16 protein-coding genes are annotated in these 13,608 nt (G+C 65.6%); 5 read left to right on the top strand and 11 right to left on the bottom strand.

Annotation, left to right across the window (positions count from 1 at the left end; all coding sequences use genetic code 11):
* Positions 1–9: 9 nt before the first annotated feature.
* Complete coding sequence (locus tag ABIB91_RS15045) at positions 10–513, bottom strand: peptidase associated/transthyretin-like domain-containing protein (RefSeq protein WP_354162694.1); 504 nt, start codon at positions 511–513, stop codon at positions 10–12.
* Positions 514–796: 283 nt separating this feature from the next.
* On the opposite strand from ABIB91_RS15045, the gene ABIB91_RS15050 reads away from it, so the two are divergent.
* On the top strand, positions 797–1,792 hold the full coding sequence (locus ABIB91_RS15050) for an LLM class flavin-dependent oxidoreductase (RefSeq protein ID WP_354162793.1): 996 nt from the start codon (positions 797–799) through the stop codon (positions 1,790–1,792).
* Between the two features lie 234 nt (positions 1,793–2,026).
* Here the strand turns inward: ABIB91_RS15050 and ABIB91_RS15055 are convergent, their stop codons facing one another.
* The 6 genes from ABIB91_RS15055 to ABIB91_RS15080 are packed head-to-tail and all read right to left on the bottom strand — an operon-like array spanning position 2,027 to position 6,631.
* Positions 2,027–2,902, bottom strand: coding sequence for an amidohydrolase family protein (locus tag ABIB91_RS15055; protein WP_354162691.1), 876 nt, complete (start codon positions 2,900–2,902; stop codon positions 2,027–2,029).
* Between the two features lie 13 nt (positions 2,903–2,915).
* Positions 2,916–3,308 carry a RidA family protein gene (locus tag ABIB91_RS15060; protein ID WP_354162688.1) on the bottom strand — a complete coding sequence of 131 codons (393 nt, stop codon included), beginning with the start codon at positions 3,306–3,308 and terminating at the stop codon, positions 2,916–2,918.
* Between the two features lie 25 nt (positions 3,309–3,333).
* On the bottom strand, positions 3,334–4,137 hold the full coding sequence (gene hpaH / locus ABIB91_RS15065) for a 2-oxo-hept-4-ene-1,7-dioate hydratase (RefSeq protein WP_354162685.1): 804 nt from the start codon (positions 4,135–4,137) through the stop codon (positions 3,334–3,336).
* A 3-nt stretch (positions 4,138–4,140) separates the two neighbouring features.
* Positions 4,141–5,001 (bottom strand): fumarylacetoacetate hydrolase family protein, encoded by an 861-nt coding sequence (locus ABIB91_RS15070; RefSeq protein WP_354162682.1) that lies wholly within the window; start codon positions 4,999–5,001, stop codon positions 4,141–4,143.
* A 43-nt stretch (positions 5,002–5,044) separates the two neighbouring features.
* The gene (locus ABIB91_RS15075; RefSeq protein WP_354162679.1) at positions 5,045–5,662 is read right to left on the bottom strand and encodes a flavin reductase family protein; all 618 of its coding nucleotides are present in this window, start codon (positions 5,660–5,662) and stop codon (positions 5,045–5,047) included.
* A 3-nt stretch (positions 5,663–5,665) separates the two neighbouring features.
* Complete coding sequence (locus ABIB91_RS15080) at positions 5,666–6,631, bottom strand: Bug family tripartite tricarboxylate transporter substrate binding protein (protein WP_354162676.1); 966 nt, start codon at positions 6,629–6,631, stop codon at positions 5,666–5,668.
* 131 nt (positions 6,632–6,762) lie between these two features.
* Between ABIB91_RS15080 and ABIB91_RS15085 the strand changes: the two genes are divergently transcribed.
* From ABIB91_RS15085 to ABIB91_RS15100, 4 genes are all read left to right on the top strand, one after another.
* Positions 6,763–7,563, top strand: coding sequence for an IclR family transcriptional regulator (locus tag ABIB91_RS15085; protein WP_354162673.1), 801 nt, complete (start codon positions 6,763–6,765; stop codon positions 7,561–7,563).
* 81 nt (positions 7,564–7,644) lie between these two features.
* Positions 7,645–8,940: an O-acetylhomoserine aminocarboxypropyltransferase gene (locus tag ABIB91_RS15090; RefSeq protein ID WP_354162670.1), complete on the top strand. Its 1,296-nt coding sequence runs from the start codon at positions 7,645–7,647 to the stop codon at positions 8,938–8,940.
* 4 nt (positions 8,941–8,944) lie between these two features.
* Positions 8,945–9,727 (top strand): alpha/beta fold hydrolase, encoded by a 783-nt coding sequence (locus ABIB91_RS15095; protein WP_354162667.1) that lies wholly within the window; start codon positions 8,945–8,947, stop codon positions 9,725–9,727.
* Between the two features lie 68 nt (positions 9,728–9,795).
* Positions 9,796–10,299 carry a DUF6496 domain-containing protein gene (locus ABIB91_RS15100; protein WP_354162664.1) on the top strand — a complete coding sequence of 168 codons (504 nt, stop codon included), beginning with the start codon at positions 9,796–9,798 and terminating at the stop codon, positions 10,297–10,299.
* Positions 10,300–10,508: 209 nt separating this feature from the next.
* Here the strand turns inward: ABIB91_RS15100 and ABIB91_RS15105 are convergent, their stop codons facing one another.
* The 4 genes from ABIB91_RS15105 to phnL are packed head-to-tail and all read right to left on the bottom strand — an operon-like array spanning position 10,509 to position 13,600.
* On the bottom strand, positions 10,509–11,120 hold the full coding sequence (locus ABIB91_RS15105; protein ID WP_354162661.1) for a pyridoxamine 5'-phosphate oxidase family protein: 612 nt from the start codon (positions 11,118–11,120) through the stop codon (positions 10,509–10,511).
* A 22-nt stretch (positions 11,121–11,142) separates the two neighbouring features.
* Positions 11,143–11,739, bottom strand: coding sequence for a phosphonate metabolism protein/1,5-bisphosphokinase (PRPP-forming) PhnN (phnN, locus tag ABIB91_RS15110; protein ID WP_354162658.1), 597 nt, complete (start codon positions 11,737–11,739; stop codon positions 11,143–11,145).
* Complete coding sequence (locus tag ABIB91_RS15115; protein ID WP_354162655.1) at positions 11,736–12,890, bottom strand: alpha-D-ribose 1-methylphosphonate 5-triphosphate diphosphatase; 1,155 nt, start codon at positions 12,888–12,890, stop codon at positions 11,736–11,738. Before ABIB91_RS15115 ends, phnN begins: the two co-directional genes overlap by 4 nt.
* 11 nt (positions 12,891–12,901) lie before the next feature.
* Positions 12,902–13,600: a phosphonate C-P lyase system protein PhnL gene (gene phnL / locus ABIB91_RS15120; RefSeq protein ID WP_354162652.1), complete on the bottom strand. Its 699-nt coding sequence runs from the start codon at positions 13,598–13,600 to the stop codon at positions 12,902–12,904.
* Between the last annotated feature and the right edge of the window lie 8 nt (positions 13,601–13,608).

Raw genomic sequence — 13,608 nt, forward strand, 5'->3', positions numbered from 1 at the left:
GCAATGCGGTCAGGCCGGCTGCAGCACGAAATGCGCTTCCAGGCTGGTTTCCTTTGGGCTCCGCATCACCGGCCGCAGGAAGACGGTTTTGAACTCGCCGCTGTCATAGGCGAGATGGCCATGCGGCTGGCCGAAGATCGGAACGATCTGCGGCATCTCGAGTCGGAATTTTCCGTCCTTGTCGGTGAGCGTGGCGCCATGACTCTGCGGCTCGTGCTCCTGACCTTCGGTGGTGTGCGCCCAGATCTGGATGCGCTGGCTTGCGAGCGGCGCGCCGTCGCCGGCGCGGCGCACGGTACCGCTCATCCAGAAGCCGCCTTTGCCGATCCGCTCCACGATCGCTGCGCCCTTGCGGTAATTGTTCGCGCCGCCCGACATCGTCTCGGTCGGCGCGAGCCCGTCCGCACGGGCAGGCAACAGCAGGCCGGGAACGCCGGTTGCCAAAATCCCGGTGGCGACGATCGAGCCGCCAGCGGCAAGGAGGTTGCGGCGATTGAGTAGGACCGTGGTCATGTCGGTTCCTCCTGCAACAGAGCAGTGGCTCCGGCAATGGTACAACAACAGACGCGAGACGCCCAGTTGGGGCGAGGGGTGGAACGGGGCGCGATGACGGTGTTGTGAATGGGGTTTAGGCCGCTCGAACAGCTTCGTAGGATGGGTAGAGCGCAGCGAAACCCATCGAGCCTTGTTCGATGAAGACGCATGATGGGTTTCGCTGCGCTCTACCCATCCTACGCGCCGACACTACATGTATTCTCAGCCGCCGCGCGTCATCCTCCTCCACTTCGGTACCGAAATGATCCCCTTCTCCGTGCTCGACCTCGCGCCCATCCGCCAGGGTGGCGACGCGTCACAAGCGTTCCGCAATTCGCTCGATCTCGCCCGGCACGCCGAAGGTTGGGGCTACAAACGGTTCTGGCTGGCCGAGCATCACAACATGACGGGCATCGCGAGCGCGGCGACGTCGGTGGTGATCGGGCATGTCGCGGGCGGCACCAAAACCATCCGCGTCGGCTCCGGCGGGATCATGCTGCCGAACCATTCACCGCTGGTCATCGCCGAGCAGTTCGGCACGCTGGCCTCGCTCTTTCCCGGGCGGATCGATCTTGGGCTCGGCAGGGCGCCGGGCACCGACCAGTTCACCGCACGCGCGCTGCGCCGCGATCTCGCCACCAGCTCCGAGAATTTTCCGCAGGACGTGCTGGAGCTGCAGGCGCTGCTCGGCGATGTGCAGCCGAACCAGACGATCCGCGCCGTGCCGGGCATGGGGACGAAGGTGCCGCTGTGGATCCTGGGATCGAGCACCTTCGGCGCGCAGCTCGCAGGCATGCTCGGCCTGCCGTTCGCGTTCGCGTCGCATTTCGCGCCTCAGATGATGATGCCGGCGCTGCGCGAGTATCGCGCGCGATTCGAGCCGTCGGCGCAGCTGGACAAGCCCTATGCAATGGTCGGCGTCAACGTGTTCGCCGCCGATAGCGAGGCGGACGCGCAACGCATGTTCTCCTCGCTGCAGCAGCAATTCATCAATCTTCGCCGCGGCACGCCCGGCCCGCTGCCGCCACCGGTCGACGACATGGACGCGCTGTGGTCGCCGGCGGAAAAGGCCATGGTCGGGCAGTCGCTGTCCTGCTCGGCGGTCGGCTCGCCTGACATGGTCGAAGCGAAGCTGAAGGCTCTGATCGCCGAGACCGGCGCGGACGAACTGATGACCACGGGCCAGATCTACGATCACGCTGCGCGACTGCACTCGTTCGAGATCGCGGCTGGGGTAAGGGATCGGCTGGCGGGGTGAGCGCAGAGTTTGTCGCCCGACAAAGGTGCGTTCCCTCCCCCCTTGTGGGGGAGGGCTAGGGAGGGAGGTAGCCCAGGAAAAGGTGCTGGTTGTAGATGATGCGCTCAGGGCCGGTGCGCGAAGGAAAGAACCCCCGCGTGGCACCCCCCTCCCTGCCCCTCCCCCACAAGGGGGGAGGGAACGGAGAGAGCGGTATTCGCGGTTAAACTCGACTCGGCTTCAGCTCATCTCGCCCTAATCCGGAAAGCCGAACAGCTTGGCCGGATTGTGCACCAAAATCTTCTCCAGCGTCGACTGGTCGGGCGCGTAGCGGTACATCAGCTCCAGCAGATCGGCGTCGTTGGGCGGCTGCTTCACCGAGACCGGATGCGGCCAGTCGCTGGCCCAGACGCAGCGGTCGACGGCTGCCTCGATATAGGCGCGCGCGATCGGGATCACGTCGTCGTAGGGTGGCCCAAGCTTCGAGGTCTTCTCGCCGAGCGACAGCATCACCCAGAAATTGCCCTTGGCGAGCAGCTCGAGCATCTTGCGCAGGTTCGGATCGTTGCTGCCGGCTTCAGGATCTGGCCGCGCCATGTGGTCGATCAGCACGGGCACATCGAGATTCTCGTATTTGGCGACGCTGGAGACAATGCCGTCCTTCTCGGGCTGGATCTTGACGTACCAGCCGAGCTCGCGGATGCGCGCAATGGCGCGGGCGAAATCGGCATCCGACAGCACCGCGCCGAGCTCCTGGCGGAAGCTGAAGCGCGCGCCGCGGACACCGGCATCGTGCAGCTTGGCGAGATAGGCGTCGTTCGCCTCCGCGAACACCAGCGCGTTGGCGCAGCCGCGATAGTTCGGGCCCATCGCGGCGAGACCGTCGAGCACGACGGCATGATCGGCGCCATAGGTGGTGGTCTGCACGATGATGCCGCGCTCGATGCCGAGCGTCTTGTGCACGCGTAGCGCCGCTTCCCAGGTCGCGGAAGGCATCCGATAGGCCGCACCGGGTCGTTCCGGATATTTGTCGATGGGGCCGAGCACGTGAAACTGGCTGTCCACGGTTTTGGGCGGCGGCGCCTTGACCGGGCGGCGCGGGTTCGGGTCGAACGGCAGATAGGTCGGCATGCGCAAAACTCCCTCAGTCGATCATGGCGGTGAAGTCGCACTGCACCAGCGCGCCGCCATCCATGTTGTCCATCGGCAGCGCGTGGCGCGCCGGGCGCGAATGCTCGTCCGGAAACATCTTCAACCACTCGACATTCACGGGCGCGCGCTGCGTACGGTCCTTCAGCCACACCGTCATCTTGATGATGTCGTCCGTGGTGCCGCCGGCGGCCTGTACCGTCGCCTTCATATGCGCGAACATGTTGGCGCATTGCGCGTCGAGACTCTCGGGCATCGCGCCGGCCGCATCGCGGCCGAGGATGACGCCCGACATCACGAGATTGCCGATGCGGCAGGCGTTCGGAATCGGGTTGGCGTGCTTGAAGCCGCCGATATGGATGCTCTTGCGCCGCGTGTGACCCGTCATGGTGCGCTCCCTCTTAGGTGTGGGTTCAGACGAACTGGCACGACACCGAGCCGAACGCGCCGTAGTCGGCATGAAACGTGTCGCCGCGGCGGATATCGACCGGACGCGTGAACGACCCCGCCAGCACCACCTCGCCGGCGGCGAGATGCTCGTCATGCGGCGCGAGGCGGTTGGCGAGCCAGGCGATGCCGTTGGCGGGATGATTGAGCACGCCGGCCGCAAGCCCGGTCTCCTCGACCTCGCCGTTGCGGAACAACAGCGCGCCGATCCAGCGCAGGTCCGCATCCAGGGGGCGGAACGGCCGGCCGCCGAGCACCAGCGCGGCATTCGCCGCGTTGTCCGAGATCGTGTCCATCACCTTTCGCGCCTTGCCGGTGTCGGGATCGACGCGGTGCATGCGCGTCTCCAGGATCTCCAGCGCGGGCGTGACATAGTCGGTGGCGTTGAGCACGTCGAAGATGGTGCAATCCGGCCCGCGCAGCGGCGCCTTCAGCACGAAGGCGAGCTCGACCTCGATGCGCGGCGCGTGAAAACGGTCGAACGGAATCGGCGTGGCATCGGCATAGAACATGTCGGCGAACAGCACGCCGTAATCCGGCTCGGAAATGCCGACCGCGTTCTGCATCGCCTTCGAGGTCAGGCCGATCTTGTGGCCCTTGATGACCCGGCCGCGTCCGAGCTGGAGTTTGGTCCAGGCGCGCTGAACGGCATAGGCATCCTCGATGCTGAAATCGGGATAGTCTTTGGTGAACATCGTGATCAGCGTCTTGGTGCGCTCGGCTTCGTCGAGCCGCGCGGCAAGGCGTTCGATCGTGGCGGTGTCCAGCATGACTTAACTCTCCGCGGCCACAGTGTTGCGCAGCACGCCGATGCGGCTGGATTCGACCTCAACGACATCGCCGACTTTCAGCCAGCGCGGCGGGTCGAAGCGGGCGCCTGCCCCGGTCGGCGTGCCCGTCACGATCATGTCGCCGGGCTTCAGGGTGGCGAAGGTGGAGAGATAGGAGATCAGAAAATCGAACGGAAACATCAGCCGCTCGGTGGTGTCCTGCTGCCGCACCTCGCCGTTGACGCGCGTGACGATATCGTGCGGCCCGCGCGGGTCGAGCTCGTCCGACGTGACGATCCACGGACCGATGCTGCCGGAGCGATCGAAATTCTTGCCCTGCGTGACGTTGAACTTGCCGTGGCGCAGCCAGTCGCGGATCGTGCCCTCGTTGCACAGCGTCATGCCGAAGATGTGCGACCAGGCCTTCTCGCGCGGAATGTGGCGGCCGCCCTGCCCGATCACGATGACGAGCTCGCCTTCGTAATCGAGCTGATCGGATACCGTGGGCTTCTCCAGCGGCTGACCGGAGCCTGTCATCGAGGACATGCTGCGCACGAACAGGCTGGGATATTTGGGCAGGTCGGAGCTGTCCTTATACTCCGCATTGCGCTCGGCATAATTGACGCCGATGCACCAGAGCTTTTCCGGCGCCAGCACCGGCGGAAGCAGCACGAGCTCGCCGAGGGCATAGTCCGGCTTCTGCCCAGCGACGGCTTCCTGCGCGTCGGCCAGCGCATTGGCTGCGATCAGCGCCCTCAAATCGGAGAAGTCGCGGCCGACCCGCCGGGTCAGATCGACGACACCGCCTTCGATGGCGGCACCATAGTGCGGCTCTCCGTCCACGAGATAACTTAGGAGTCGCATGGTCGTTCTCCAATGGTCTTGAGGCGCGCGCGGGGCAGCGCGCTCAGTCTTTCGATTTGGGAGTCTGGAACACGCCGCGCAGCGTCACGATCTCGCCGAGCCGGGCGTAGCGCGGTCCGCCGATGCGCGCGATCGGATCGAGCGCCGCGGTTTCGACCTTGCCGTCGTTCACGAGGCCGTCGCGGAGGTGGAACATCACGACTTCGCCGACGATCAGGCGGCTGCGGGCGTCGCCGAATTCCAGGCACTGCCGGAAGCGGCATTCCATCGCAACGGGTGCAATGCTGAGCCGCGGCACCTTGATGCGCTCGCTCGGGAGCGTCTCGAGGCCAAGCTCCGCGACCTCACTGATCTCAGGCGGATGCTCGACCGATGAGTCGTGCACGGCCTGCATCAGCGAGGTATCGGCGATGTGGATGACGTATTCCTCGGTGTCGAGGATGTTGTGCGCGGTGTCCTTGTAGTCCGCACCCTTGCGGCCGACGCTGATGGCCAGCATCGGCGGCTTCTGCGAGACGAAGGTGAAGGCGCTGAACGGCGCGAGGTTGAGCACGCCTGCGCGGGACAGGCTCGTCACCCAGGCGATCGGACGCGGCACCACGATGCCGGTCATCAGCCGGTAGATGCGCTCGGCGCCGAGCCCGGTGGGGTCGATCCGCATCGATCAATCCGCCTTGATGTTGGCCTTGCGCACGATCGGAATCCATTTGGCGTCCTCGCGCGCGAGATAGGCCTTGAATTCGTCGGGCGTCATCGCGACGGCTTCGCCGCCGAGCTTCTCGAACTTGTCGACCACGGCGGGGTCCTTCAGAATCGCGGTCAGCGCCTCGTGCAGCTTGTCGATCACGGGCGCCGGCGTGCCTGCCGGCGCGAACAGGCCAGTGAAGGTCTGGCCGTCAAAATCCTTGTAGCCGAGCTCGGCGAAGGTCGGCACGTCGGGCAGCGACTTCAGGCGGTGCGGGCTGGTGACCGCCAGTGCCCGGAACAGGCCGGCCTTGATGTGCTGCAGGCTGACCGTGAGCTGGTCGAACGCGAACTGTACCTGGCCGCCCAAGAGATCGTTGACCGCAGGCGCATTGCCGCGATAGTGCGCGGTGACCCATTGCAGGTCGAGGCTGGACTGCATCAGCTCACTGAGCAGATGGTTGGTGGTGCCGGGACCGGGCGAGGCCATCGTCAACTTGCCGGGCTCGCGCTTGGCAAGGTCGATGAATTCCTTGAAATTCGTCGCCTGCACCGACGGATGCACCTCGAGCACCAGCGGCGTCATCGAGATCGTCGAGATCGGCAGGAAGTCCTTCTTCCAATTGTAGACGTCGCGCTTGTTGATTTCGGTTGCGAACAGCACCGGGCCGTTGGCGCCGACGAACAGCGTGTAGCCGTCGGGCGCGGATTTCGCGAAGGCTTCGCCCGCGATCATGCCGCCGGCACCCGCCTTGTTCTCGATGATGAAAGGCTGGCCGAGCTTTTCCTGAAGCTTGTCGGCGATGATGCGCGCGGCGCTGTCGACATTCCCGCCGGCCGGATAGGGCACGATCAGCTTGACGTTGCGCGCCGGCCATTGCTGGCCGGACGCCGGTCCCGCCAGCATCGCCGCTGCGGCAGCTATGGCAATCCAGATTAATCTCATGTTAACCTCCCGGCGGTGCTTCCAATTTTACGTCGATTTGCCTGACGTCGTACACGGCATCTCGATTCGGAGCGCAATCTCCAGATGCGCGCTTTACCTGTCGAGTGAATTGTGGCGTTCTTGTCCATATTATGGACAAGACGACTTCCGCGAAATCCGCCCGCCGCATGACCGAACCGCGACAGGGCGCGCAGGCGATCCGCCGCGCGCTCGCGGTGCTGCGCATTCTTGCCGCAGGCCGCGAAGACGGTGTGCCATTGGCCGAGGTCGTGCGCGCGACCGGCCTCACCCGCCCGACCGTGCATCGCATCGTCCACGTGCTGATCGAGGAAGGCATCGTCGAACGACACGACAAAACCGGGCGCTACGCGATCGGCAACCAGGTGCCGGAGCTTGCGCTCGCACGGGCCCGGCCGTCGCGGCTGCTGATCGCCGCCAATCCGTCGCTGCAACGTGCGTCGACCGAGATCGGCGACACGCTCTTCCTGACGGTGCGGACCGGCAACGACACGCTGTGCGTCGATCGCAGGATCGGAATCTATCCGATTCAGGTGCTGTCGATCGAGGTCGGCGCGCGCCGACCGCTAGGCGTCTCCAGCGCGGGCGTTGCCATCCTCGCCGCGATGCCGGCCCAGGACGCGCGAAAAATCGTCGCAGCCAATGAGAAGAGACTGGAGGCCTACCGGACCGACGCTGCGACGGTGCTGGGCCAGGTCACCGCCGCAAGACGGCTGGGATACGGCATGAGGGAAATTGGTCTCGTGCAGGGCACGAAATCGATCTCGACCTGGATCAAGACCCCGGACGGCCGCCCCGCCGCCGCGATGACCGTCTCCGCCGTTCGGACGAGGCTCGGCCCGCGCCGCGAGCAAGAGGTCGCGGAGATCTTGCTGCGGGAGACGCGGATCATCGAGCAGGCGATCCGGGGTTAGGCAACCCTGTCAATGGGCTGACGTAGCGCGCATTTTTGTGGCACAAGAGCCGCCTCCGCCGACCGAGCAACGAGGCCACGCATGCCCGCGCCAAAACCGCCCGCCTTCGAGACCCTGAGCCTGCATGCGGGCCAGCATCCGGATCCCGCGACCGGCGCCCGCGCGGTGCCGATCTACCAGACCACGTCCTACGTGTTCCAGGATTCCGACCACGCCGCCGCGCTGTTCAACCTCGAGCGTGCGGGCCACATCTATACCCGCATCTCCAATCCGACCACGGGCGTGCTCGAGGAACGGCTTGCGGCGCTGGAGGGTGGCGTCGGCGCGATCTGCACCGCGAGCGGCATGGCGGCGCTGCATCTGGCGATCGCGACGCTTCTGAACGCCGGCGACCATATCGTGGCGTCGAGCTCGCTCTATGGCGGCACCATCAACCTGCTTGCGCACACGCTGCCGCGCTTCGGCATCACCACAACGTTCGTGAAACCGCGCGATCTCGATGCGTTCCGCGCGGCGATCAAGCCGAACACGAAGCTGGTGATCGGTGAGACCATCGGCAATCCCGGGCTCGAGGTGCTGGACATTCCGAAGGTCGCGCAGATCGCGCATGACGCGAAGATTCCGCTGCTGATCGACAACACCTTTGCCACGCCCTATCTCAGCCGTCCGATCGAGCTCGGCGCCGACATCGTCATGCATTCGGCGACCAAATGGATCGGCGGCCACGGCATCGCGATCGGCGGCGCCATCATCGACGGCGGCCGGTTTGATTGGCGTTCATCCGGAAAATTCGGCGTGCTGACCGAGCCCTATGGCGGCTATCACGGCATCGTTTTCGACGAACAGTTCGGCACCGCCGCCTTCGTCATGCGCGCACGCACCGAAGGCCTGCGCGATTTCGGTGCTTGTCTATCCCCGACCAACGCGTTCCAGCTGTTGCAGGGCGTCGAGACGCTCGGCGTGCGCATGGACCGCCATATGCAAAACACGCACCTCGTGCTGGAAGCACTGAAGTCCAACAAGGCCGTGGATTGGGTGCTGCATCCCTCGCTGGAAGATCACGCGGACTACCAGCTGGCAAAACAGTTGCTGCCGCGCGGCGCCGGCTCGATTGTCTCCTTCGGCATCAAGGGCGGGCGGCCCGCGGGCCGCAAGTTCATCGAGCAGCTGCGCATGATCAGCCATCTCGCCAATGTCGGCGATGCCAAGACGCTGGTGATCCACCCTGCCTCGACCACGCATCAGCAGATGGACGCCGAACAACTTAAGTCCTCCGGCATCGGCGAGGAGCTGGTGCGGCTCTCGGTCGGCATCGAGACCGCAAGCGATATCATCGACGATCTCGCGCAGGCGCTGCGCATCTCGCAAAAGGTCTGACACCATGAAGCTCTCCGTCAACGGCGCCGAGGTGCTGGTCGCAACCGGCGGCCGCGACTTCGACAAGGCCCTGCCCGCGGTCGTCTTCCTCCATGGCGCCGGCTTCGATCATTCGACCTGGGCGCTGCACACGCGCTGGTTCGCCCATCACGGCTTTGGCGTGCTGGCGCCTGATCTGCCCGGTCACGGCCGCTCGCCCGGACCCTCGCTCGCCAGCATCGCCGAGATGGCCGACTGGACGGCGGCCCTGCTCGATGCGGCCGGAGTTACGAAAGCGCATCTGATCGGCCATTCCATGGGCTCGCTGATCTCGCTGGAGACGGCCGCACATCACCCCGACAAGGTGTCCGCGCTCAGCCTGATCGGCACGGCCGCGACCATGGCGGTCGGCCCGGATCTGCTGAAGGCGGCCGAAGCCAATTCGCAGGATGCAAACGACATGGTCTCGATCTGGGGGCTCGGCTTCAACGCCGAGCTCGGCGGCAGCCTCGCACCGGGCCTGTGGATGCATGGCGGCGCGCAGGCCGTGTTGAAACACTGCGAGCCGGGCGTGCTGTTCCGGGATTTGTCGGCCTGCAATGCTTACGCGAATGCGCTTCAAGCAGCCGCGAGCGTGAAGGTGCCCACGACGCTCATCCTTGGCGAACGGGACATGATGACGCCGGTGAAGGCCGGCAGGGCGCTCGCCGCGGCGATCCCGCATGCGAAGACCGTCGTCGTGCCCGGCGCCGGCCACATGATCATGGCCGAACGCCCGGATGAATTGCTGGCGGCGCTACGGAACTGACAGGATCAATCGTCCATCTTGCGCGTTGCGGTCAGACATCCCTGTGAATTCCAGAGGGAACCGGACCCATGCCAAGACAGCAAGTCGTTCGCAAAGCCAGGCAAGACAAGCGTGCCGGTAAATCGGCAAGCACGCAGGCCGGCGAATTCGTCAAGGACCAGATCGACAAGATCCGCAAGGGCAGGCATGGTGCGCGCTCGACGAAACAGGCCATCGCAATCGGTCTGTCCGAAGCGCGCCGCGCCGGCGTCGATCTTCCGCCGCCGCGCAAGGGACGCGTCAAGAAGGCGACGCGTCGCAGCGCCAAATATGCCTATGAGGTCGGTCAGGGCAAGCGCACCGCGAAGCGCCGGCCGCGCGTGTCGCGGGCCGTCGAAAAGGTTTTGAAGAAGGAGCCGCGCTCGACCGCATCGCGCAGCGCACTGTCGAAACAGGGCAAGCGCGCCGCGAGCCAGCGATCCGCCGCGTCGCGTTCAGCCACCGCGCGCAAGGCGAGCCGCACCAAGGGCGCCAAGGCCCGCTCCACCGCCGCGAAGAAAGCGGCACGCACCAGGGCGCGCCGCCGGAGTTGATCAGTTCGCGCGCCGGCCCCGTTCGGAGAGCACGTTCTCCCCCTTCTTCCCTTCTCCCCTTGCGGGAGAAGGTGGCGCGAAGCGCCGGATGAGGGATTGCCTCCGCAAATCCTGACGCAGGAGAGTCGCGCGCGGAGAGAACCCCTCACCCGTCTCGCCGCTAGGCAGCGAGCCACCCTCTCCCGCAAGGGGAGAAGGGAAGAACGAACTCACCACATCGTCGCGGCTGCCCGCTCCGGCCAGGTGCGGTCGTATTCCGCGCCGCCGACCTTGTTCTCGCTCATTTCGGCGAGGATCTGGCCGGGTGTCGGCAGCGTCTTGGGGTCGATGCGCTTGTCGGGATTCCAGAGATCGGAGCGGACGATGGCGCGGGCGCACTGGAAGTAGATTTCGTCGACCGTCATCACCATGACGCTGCGCGGCGCCTTGCCGTCGACCTTGAAGGAAGCGAGCAGTTCGGGATCGATGGAAACATAGGCCCGGCCATTGGCGCGGACCGCATTGCCGGAGCCGGGGATCAGGAACATCAGCGACACCCTGGGATCGCGCACGATGTTGCGCAAGGAATCGACCCGATTGTTGCCGCGGCGATCCGGCAGCATCAGCGTCTTCGGGTCATAAATGCGGACGAAGCCGGAGAGATCGCCGCGCGGCGAGCAGTCGATCCCCTCGGGTCCGATGGTGGCGAGCGCGGCGAACGGGGCCTTTTCGATGAAGACGCGATAGAGCGGGGTGACGTGGTCGGCGACTTTCACGGTCGAGGCGTCATTGGTGACGTCGTAGATGGCCTCCAGCTGCTCGACCGTTTCGATCACCGACATTCCAGTCTCCTTGTTGTGCCGGCTATTCGTGCCAGCCTTGATTCCTGATCACGCGCAGAAGCTGGCGGCCATGATACTCCGCGCTGCCCGCGTTGAGAATGGTGACATCGGCCTGCGCCGATGCGTCGTCGACGCTGCGCGTCAGCCGTTCCGCGATATTGCCGTCACTGTGCCGGGCGCGGGCGGCAAGCCGCTGCGCCAGCACATCCGGCGGCGCGGTGATCGCGACCACCACGACGTTTGCATAGGTCTGACGTAGCGCGCCGATCACCGTGCGCGAAACATTGGCCACGACGGCGCGTCCGGCACGAATATCGTCGTTGAGGTCGCGCGGCAGCGCGTAGGAATGCCCATGCGCCTCCCAATGCACGGCGAAATCCCGATGCTCGCGCGCGCGACGGAATTCGTCAGGGCTCACCGCAATATTGTCTTCGTCGGCCGAGGATTCGCGCGTCACGACACGGCGCGGGAAAACGATGTCCTTATCCTCAATGCACGCCGCCCGCGCCAGCCGCAGCAGCGTGTCCTTGCCGGCACCGCTGGGACCGACCACGAGCACGAGCCGCCCGGGCCCGATCGCGGCCGTCTGCGCTCCCGCCACGGTGACGGTCTCGCTCATGCGACGCGGCTCCCTTCGCGCCAGACACTGCGGACCGCGGGAACGTGGCCCGCAACATGGACGCGGATCAGATCGGCACGCTTGCCGACGGAAATCTCACCGCGGTCGGACAGGCCGACCGCCTCGGCGGGCGCTTTCGTCACGGTGCGGATCGCCGCCGCAAGACTGATGGCGGGCACATGCTCCGGCAAATGCAATGCAGCCATCAAAAGGCTCGAGGGGATGTAATCCGACGACAGGATGTCGAGCAGGCCTTCGCGGGCGAGATCGACCGCGGCGATGTTGCCGGAATGCGAACCGCCGCGCACGACGTTCGGCGCGCCCATCAGGATGTCGATGCCGGCCTCGTGCAGGCCGCGCGCGGCCTCCAGCGTGGTCGGGAATTCCGCGACCGAAACCCCATCGCGCACGGCGTCCACGACGTTCTCCTCGGTGGTATCGTCGTGGCTCGCCAGCGGGATCTTGTACTTGTGCGCCAGTGCCACGATCTCGCGCATGTTGGTCGCGGCATAGGCCTTCTGATATTCGAAGCGCTTCGCGAACAGCTGGTCGAGCTCGGCGTCGGTCTTGCCACCGCCCTTGCCGCGATAATAGTCGCGCAGCTTGCCTTCGTCGCGGAACTGGCGCTGGCCGGGGGTGTGGTCCATCAGCGACATCAGCCGCACGTCGGGACGGTCGATCAGCTCCATGGCCTCCTCGACCACGCTCGGCATCGGGATTTCGCAGCGCAGATGCAGGAAGTGATCGGCACGCAGCAAATTGGCATCGCGTGCGGTGGTGATCGCGGCGGCGAGTGTGCCGGCGCGTCCGTCGACTTCCTCGGCGCCATCCTCGCGCCAGACCCGGAGCGAGTCGAACACCGTGGTAATGCCCGATGTCGCGAGCTGGCCGTCATAGGAGACGACGGCTGCGACCGGATTCCAGAACACTTTTGGCCGCGGCACGTAATGCGCCTCGAGGTGATCGGTGTGGAGCTCGATCAAGCCGGGCATGATCAGATCGCCGCCGGCATCCTCTGCCCCCGCGGGCGCCCTGCCCTCGCCGATTTCGGCGATGCGTCCATCGGCGAGAGCAAGCCAGCCCTGCCCGATCACCCGCTCCGCCAGCACGATCCTGGCGTTGGCGATCACGATGTCCTTCTTGGCGTTCATGTCCATTTCCTTCAGGCCGCGGCGGCGAAGCTGGTGACGTCGACGATGCGGTCGGCAATCTGATGACGGATTTCGTCGTCATGGACAATGGCGACCATGGCGACGCCCTGGCGTTTCTTTTCGGCGACCAGCTCGACCACGACGGCGCGGTTGGCGGCGTCCAGCGAGGCGGTGGGCTCGTCCAGCAGCAGGATCGGCAGATCCGAGATGAAGCCGCGGGCGATGTTGACGCGCTGCTGCTCGCCGCCGGAGAAGGTCGCGGGCGGAAGCTGCCAGAGCCGCTCGGGGATATTGAGTCGGTGCAGCAATTCACCGGCACGGACTTGCGCCTCCGCGCGCGCCAGGCCGTTGACGATCAGCGGCTCGGCGACCACGTCGACGGTCGCGACGCGCGGCACAGCGCGCAGGAACTGGCTGACATAGCCAATGGTCGCGCGGCGGATGTTGAGGACCTGCCGCGGCTCGGCAGTGGCAAGATCGACCAGCGCGCCGCGATGGCGGATGCCGATGCGGCCCGAGTCGCAGCGGTAGTTACCGAAGATCATCTTCAGGATCGACGATTTTCCGGCGCCTGATGGCCCCGACAGCACGACGCATTCGCCAGGATTGACGTGGAAGGTCACGCCGCTGACGACTGGCAATTCGATGCCGCCCTGCAGGTGCATCGTAAAGGTCTTGTTGGCGTTGGCGACGTCAATCATGGCGGTCATTGAAAAAC

The sequence above is a fragment of the Bradyrhizobium sp. JR4.3 genome (genome assembly GCF_040547695.1).
In the GTDB taxonomy this organism is placed as follows: domain Bacteria; phylum Pseudomonadota; class Alphaproteobacteria; order Rhizobiales; family Xanthobacteraceae; genus Bradyrhizobium; species Bradyrhizobium canariense.

Coding starts and splice junctions, on each gene's coding strand:
- ABIB91_RS15045 (WP_354162694.1), bottom strand. CDS start 513: ATGACCACGGTCCTACTCAATCGCCGCAACCTCCTTGCCGCTGGCGGC.
- ABIB91_RS15050 (WP_354162793.1), top strand. CDS start 797: ATGATCCCCTTCTCCGTGCTCGACCTCGCGCCCATCCGCCAGGGTGGC.
- ABIB91_RS15055 (WP_354162691.1), bottom strand. CDS start 2,902: ATGCCGACCTATCTGCCGTTCGACCCGAACCCGCGCCGCCCGGTCAAG.
- ABIB91_RS15060 (WP_354162688.1), bottom strand. CDS start 3,308: ATGACGGGTCACACGCGGCGCAAGAGCATCCATATCGGCGGCTTCAAG.
- hpaH (WP_354162685.1), bottom strand. CDS start 4,137: ATGCTGGACACCGCCACGATCGAACGCCTTGCCGCGCGGCTCGACGAA.
- ABIB91_RS15070 (WP_354162682.1), bottom strand. CDS start 5,001: ATGCGACTCCTAAGTTATCTCGTGGACGGAGAGCCGCACTATGGTGCC.
- ABIB91_RS15075 (WP_354162679.1), bottom strand. CDS start 5,662: ATGCGGATCGACCCCACCGGGCTCGGCGCCGAGCGCATCTACCGGCTG.
- ABIB91_RS15080 (WP_354162676.1), bottom strand. CDS start 6,631: ATGAGATTAATCTGGATTGCCATAGCTGCCGCAGCGGCGATGCTGGCG.
- ABIB91_RS15085 (WP_354162673.1), top strand. CDS start 6,763: ATGGACAAGACGACTTCCGCGAAATCCGCCCGCCGCATGACCGAACCG.
- ABIB91_RS15090 (WP_354162670.1), top strand. CDS start 7,645: ATGCCCGCGCCAAAACCGCCCGCCTTCGAGACCCTGAGCCTGCATGCG.
- ABIB91_RS15095 (WP_354162667.1), top strand. CDS start 8,945: ATGAAGCTCTCCGTCAACGGCGCCGAGGTGCTGGTCGCAACCGGCGGC.
- ABIB91_RS15100 (WP_354162664.1), top strand. CDS start 9,796: ATGCCAAGACAGCAAGTCGTTCGCAAAGCCAGGCAAGACAAGCGTGCC.
- ABIB91_RS15105 (WP_354162661.1), bottom strand. CDS start 11,120: ATGTCGGTGATCGAAACGGTCGAGCAGCTGGAGGCCATCTACGACGTC.
- phnN (WP_354162658.1), bottom strand. CDS start 11,739: ATGAGCGAGACCGTCACCGTGGCGGGAGCGCAGACGGCCGCGATCGGG.
- ABIB91_RS15115 (WP_354162655.1), bottom strand. CDS start 12,890: ATGAACGCCAAGAAGGACATCGTGATCGCCAACGCCAGGATCGTGCTG.
- phnL (WP_354162652.1), bottom strand. CDS start 13,600: ATGACCGCCATGATTGACGTCGCCAACGCCAACAAGACCTTTACGATG.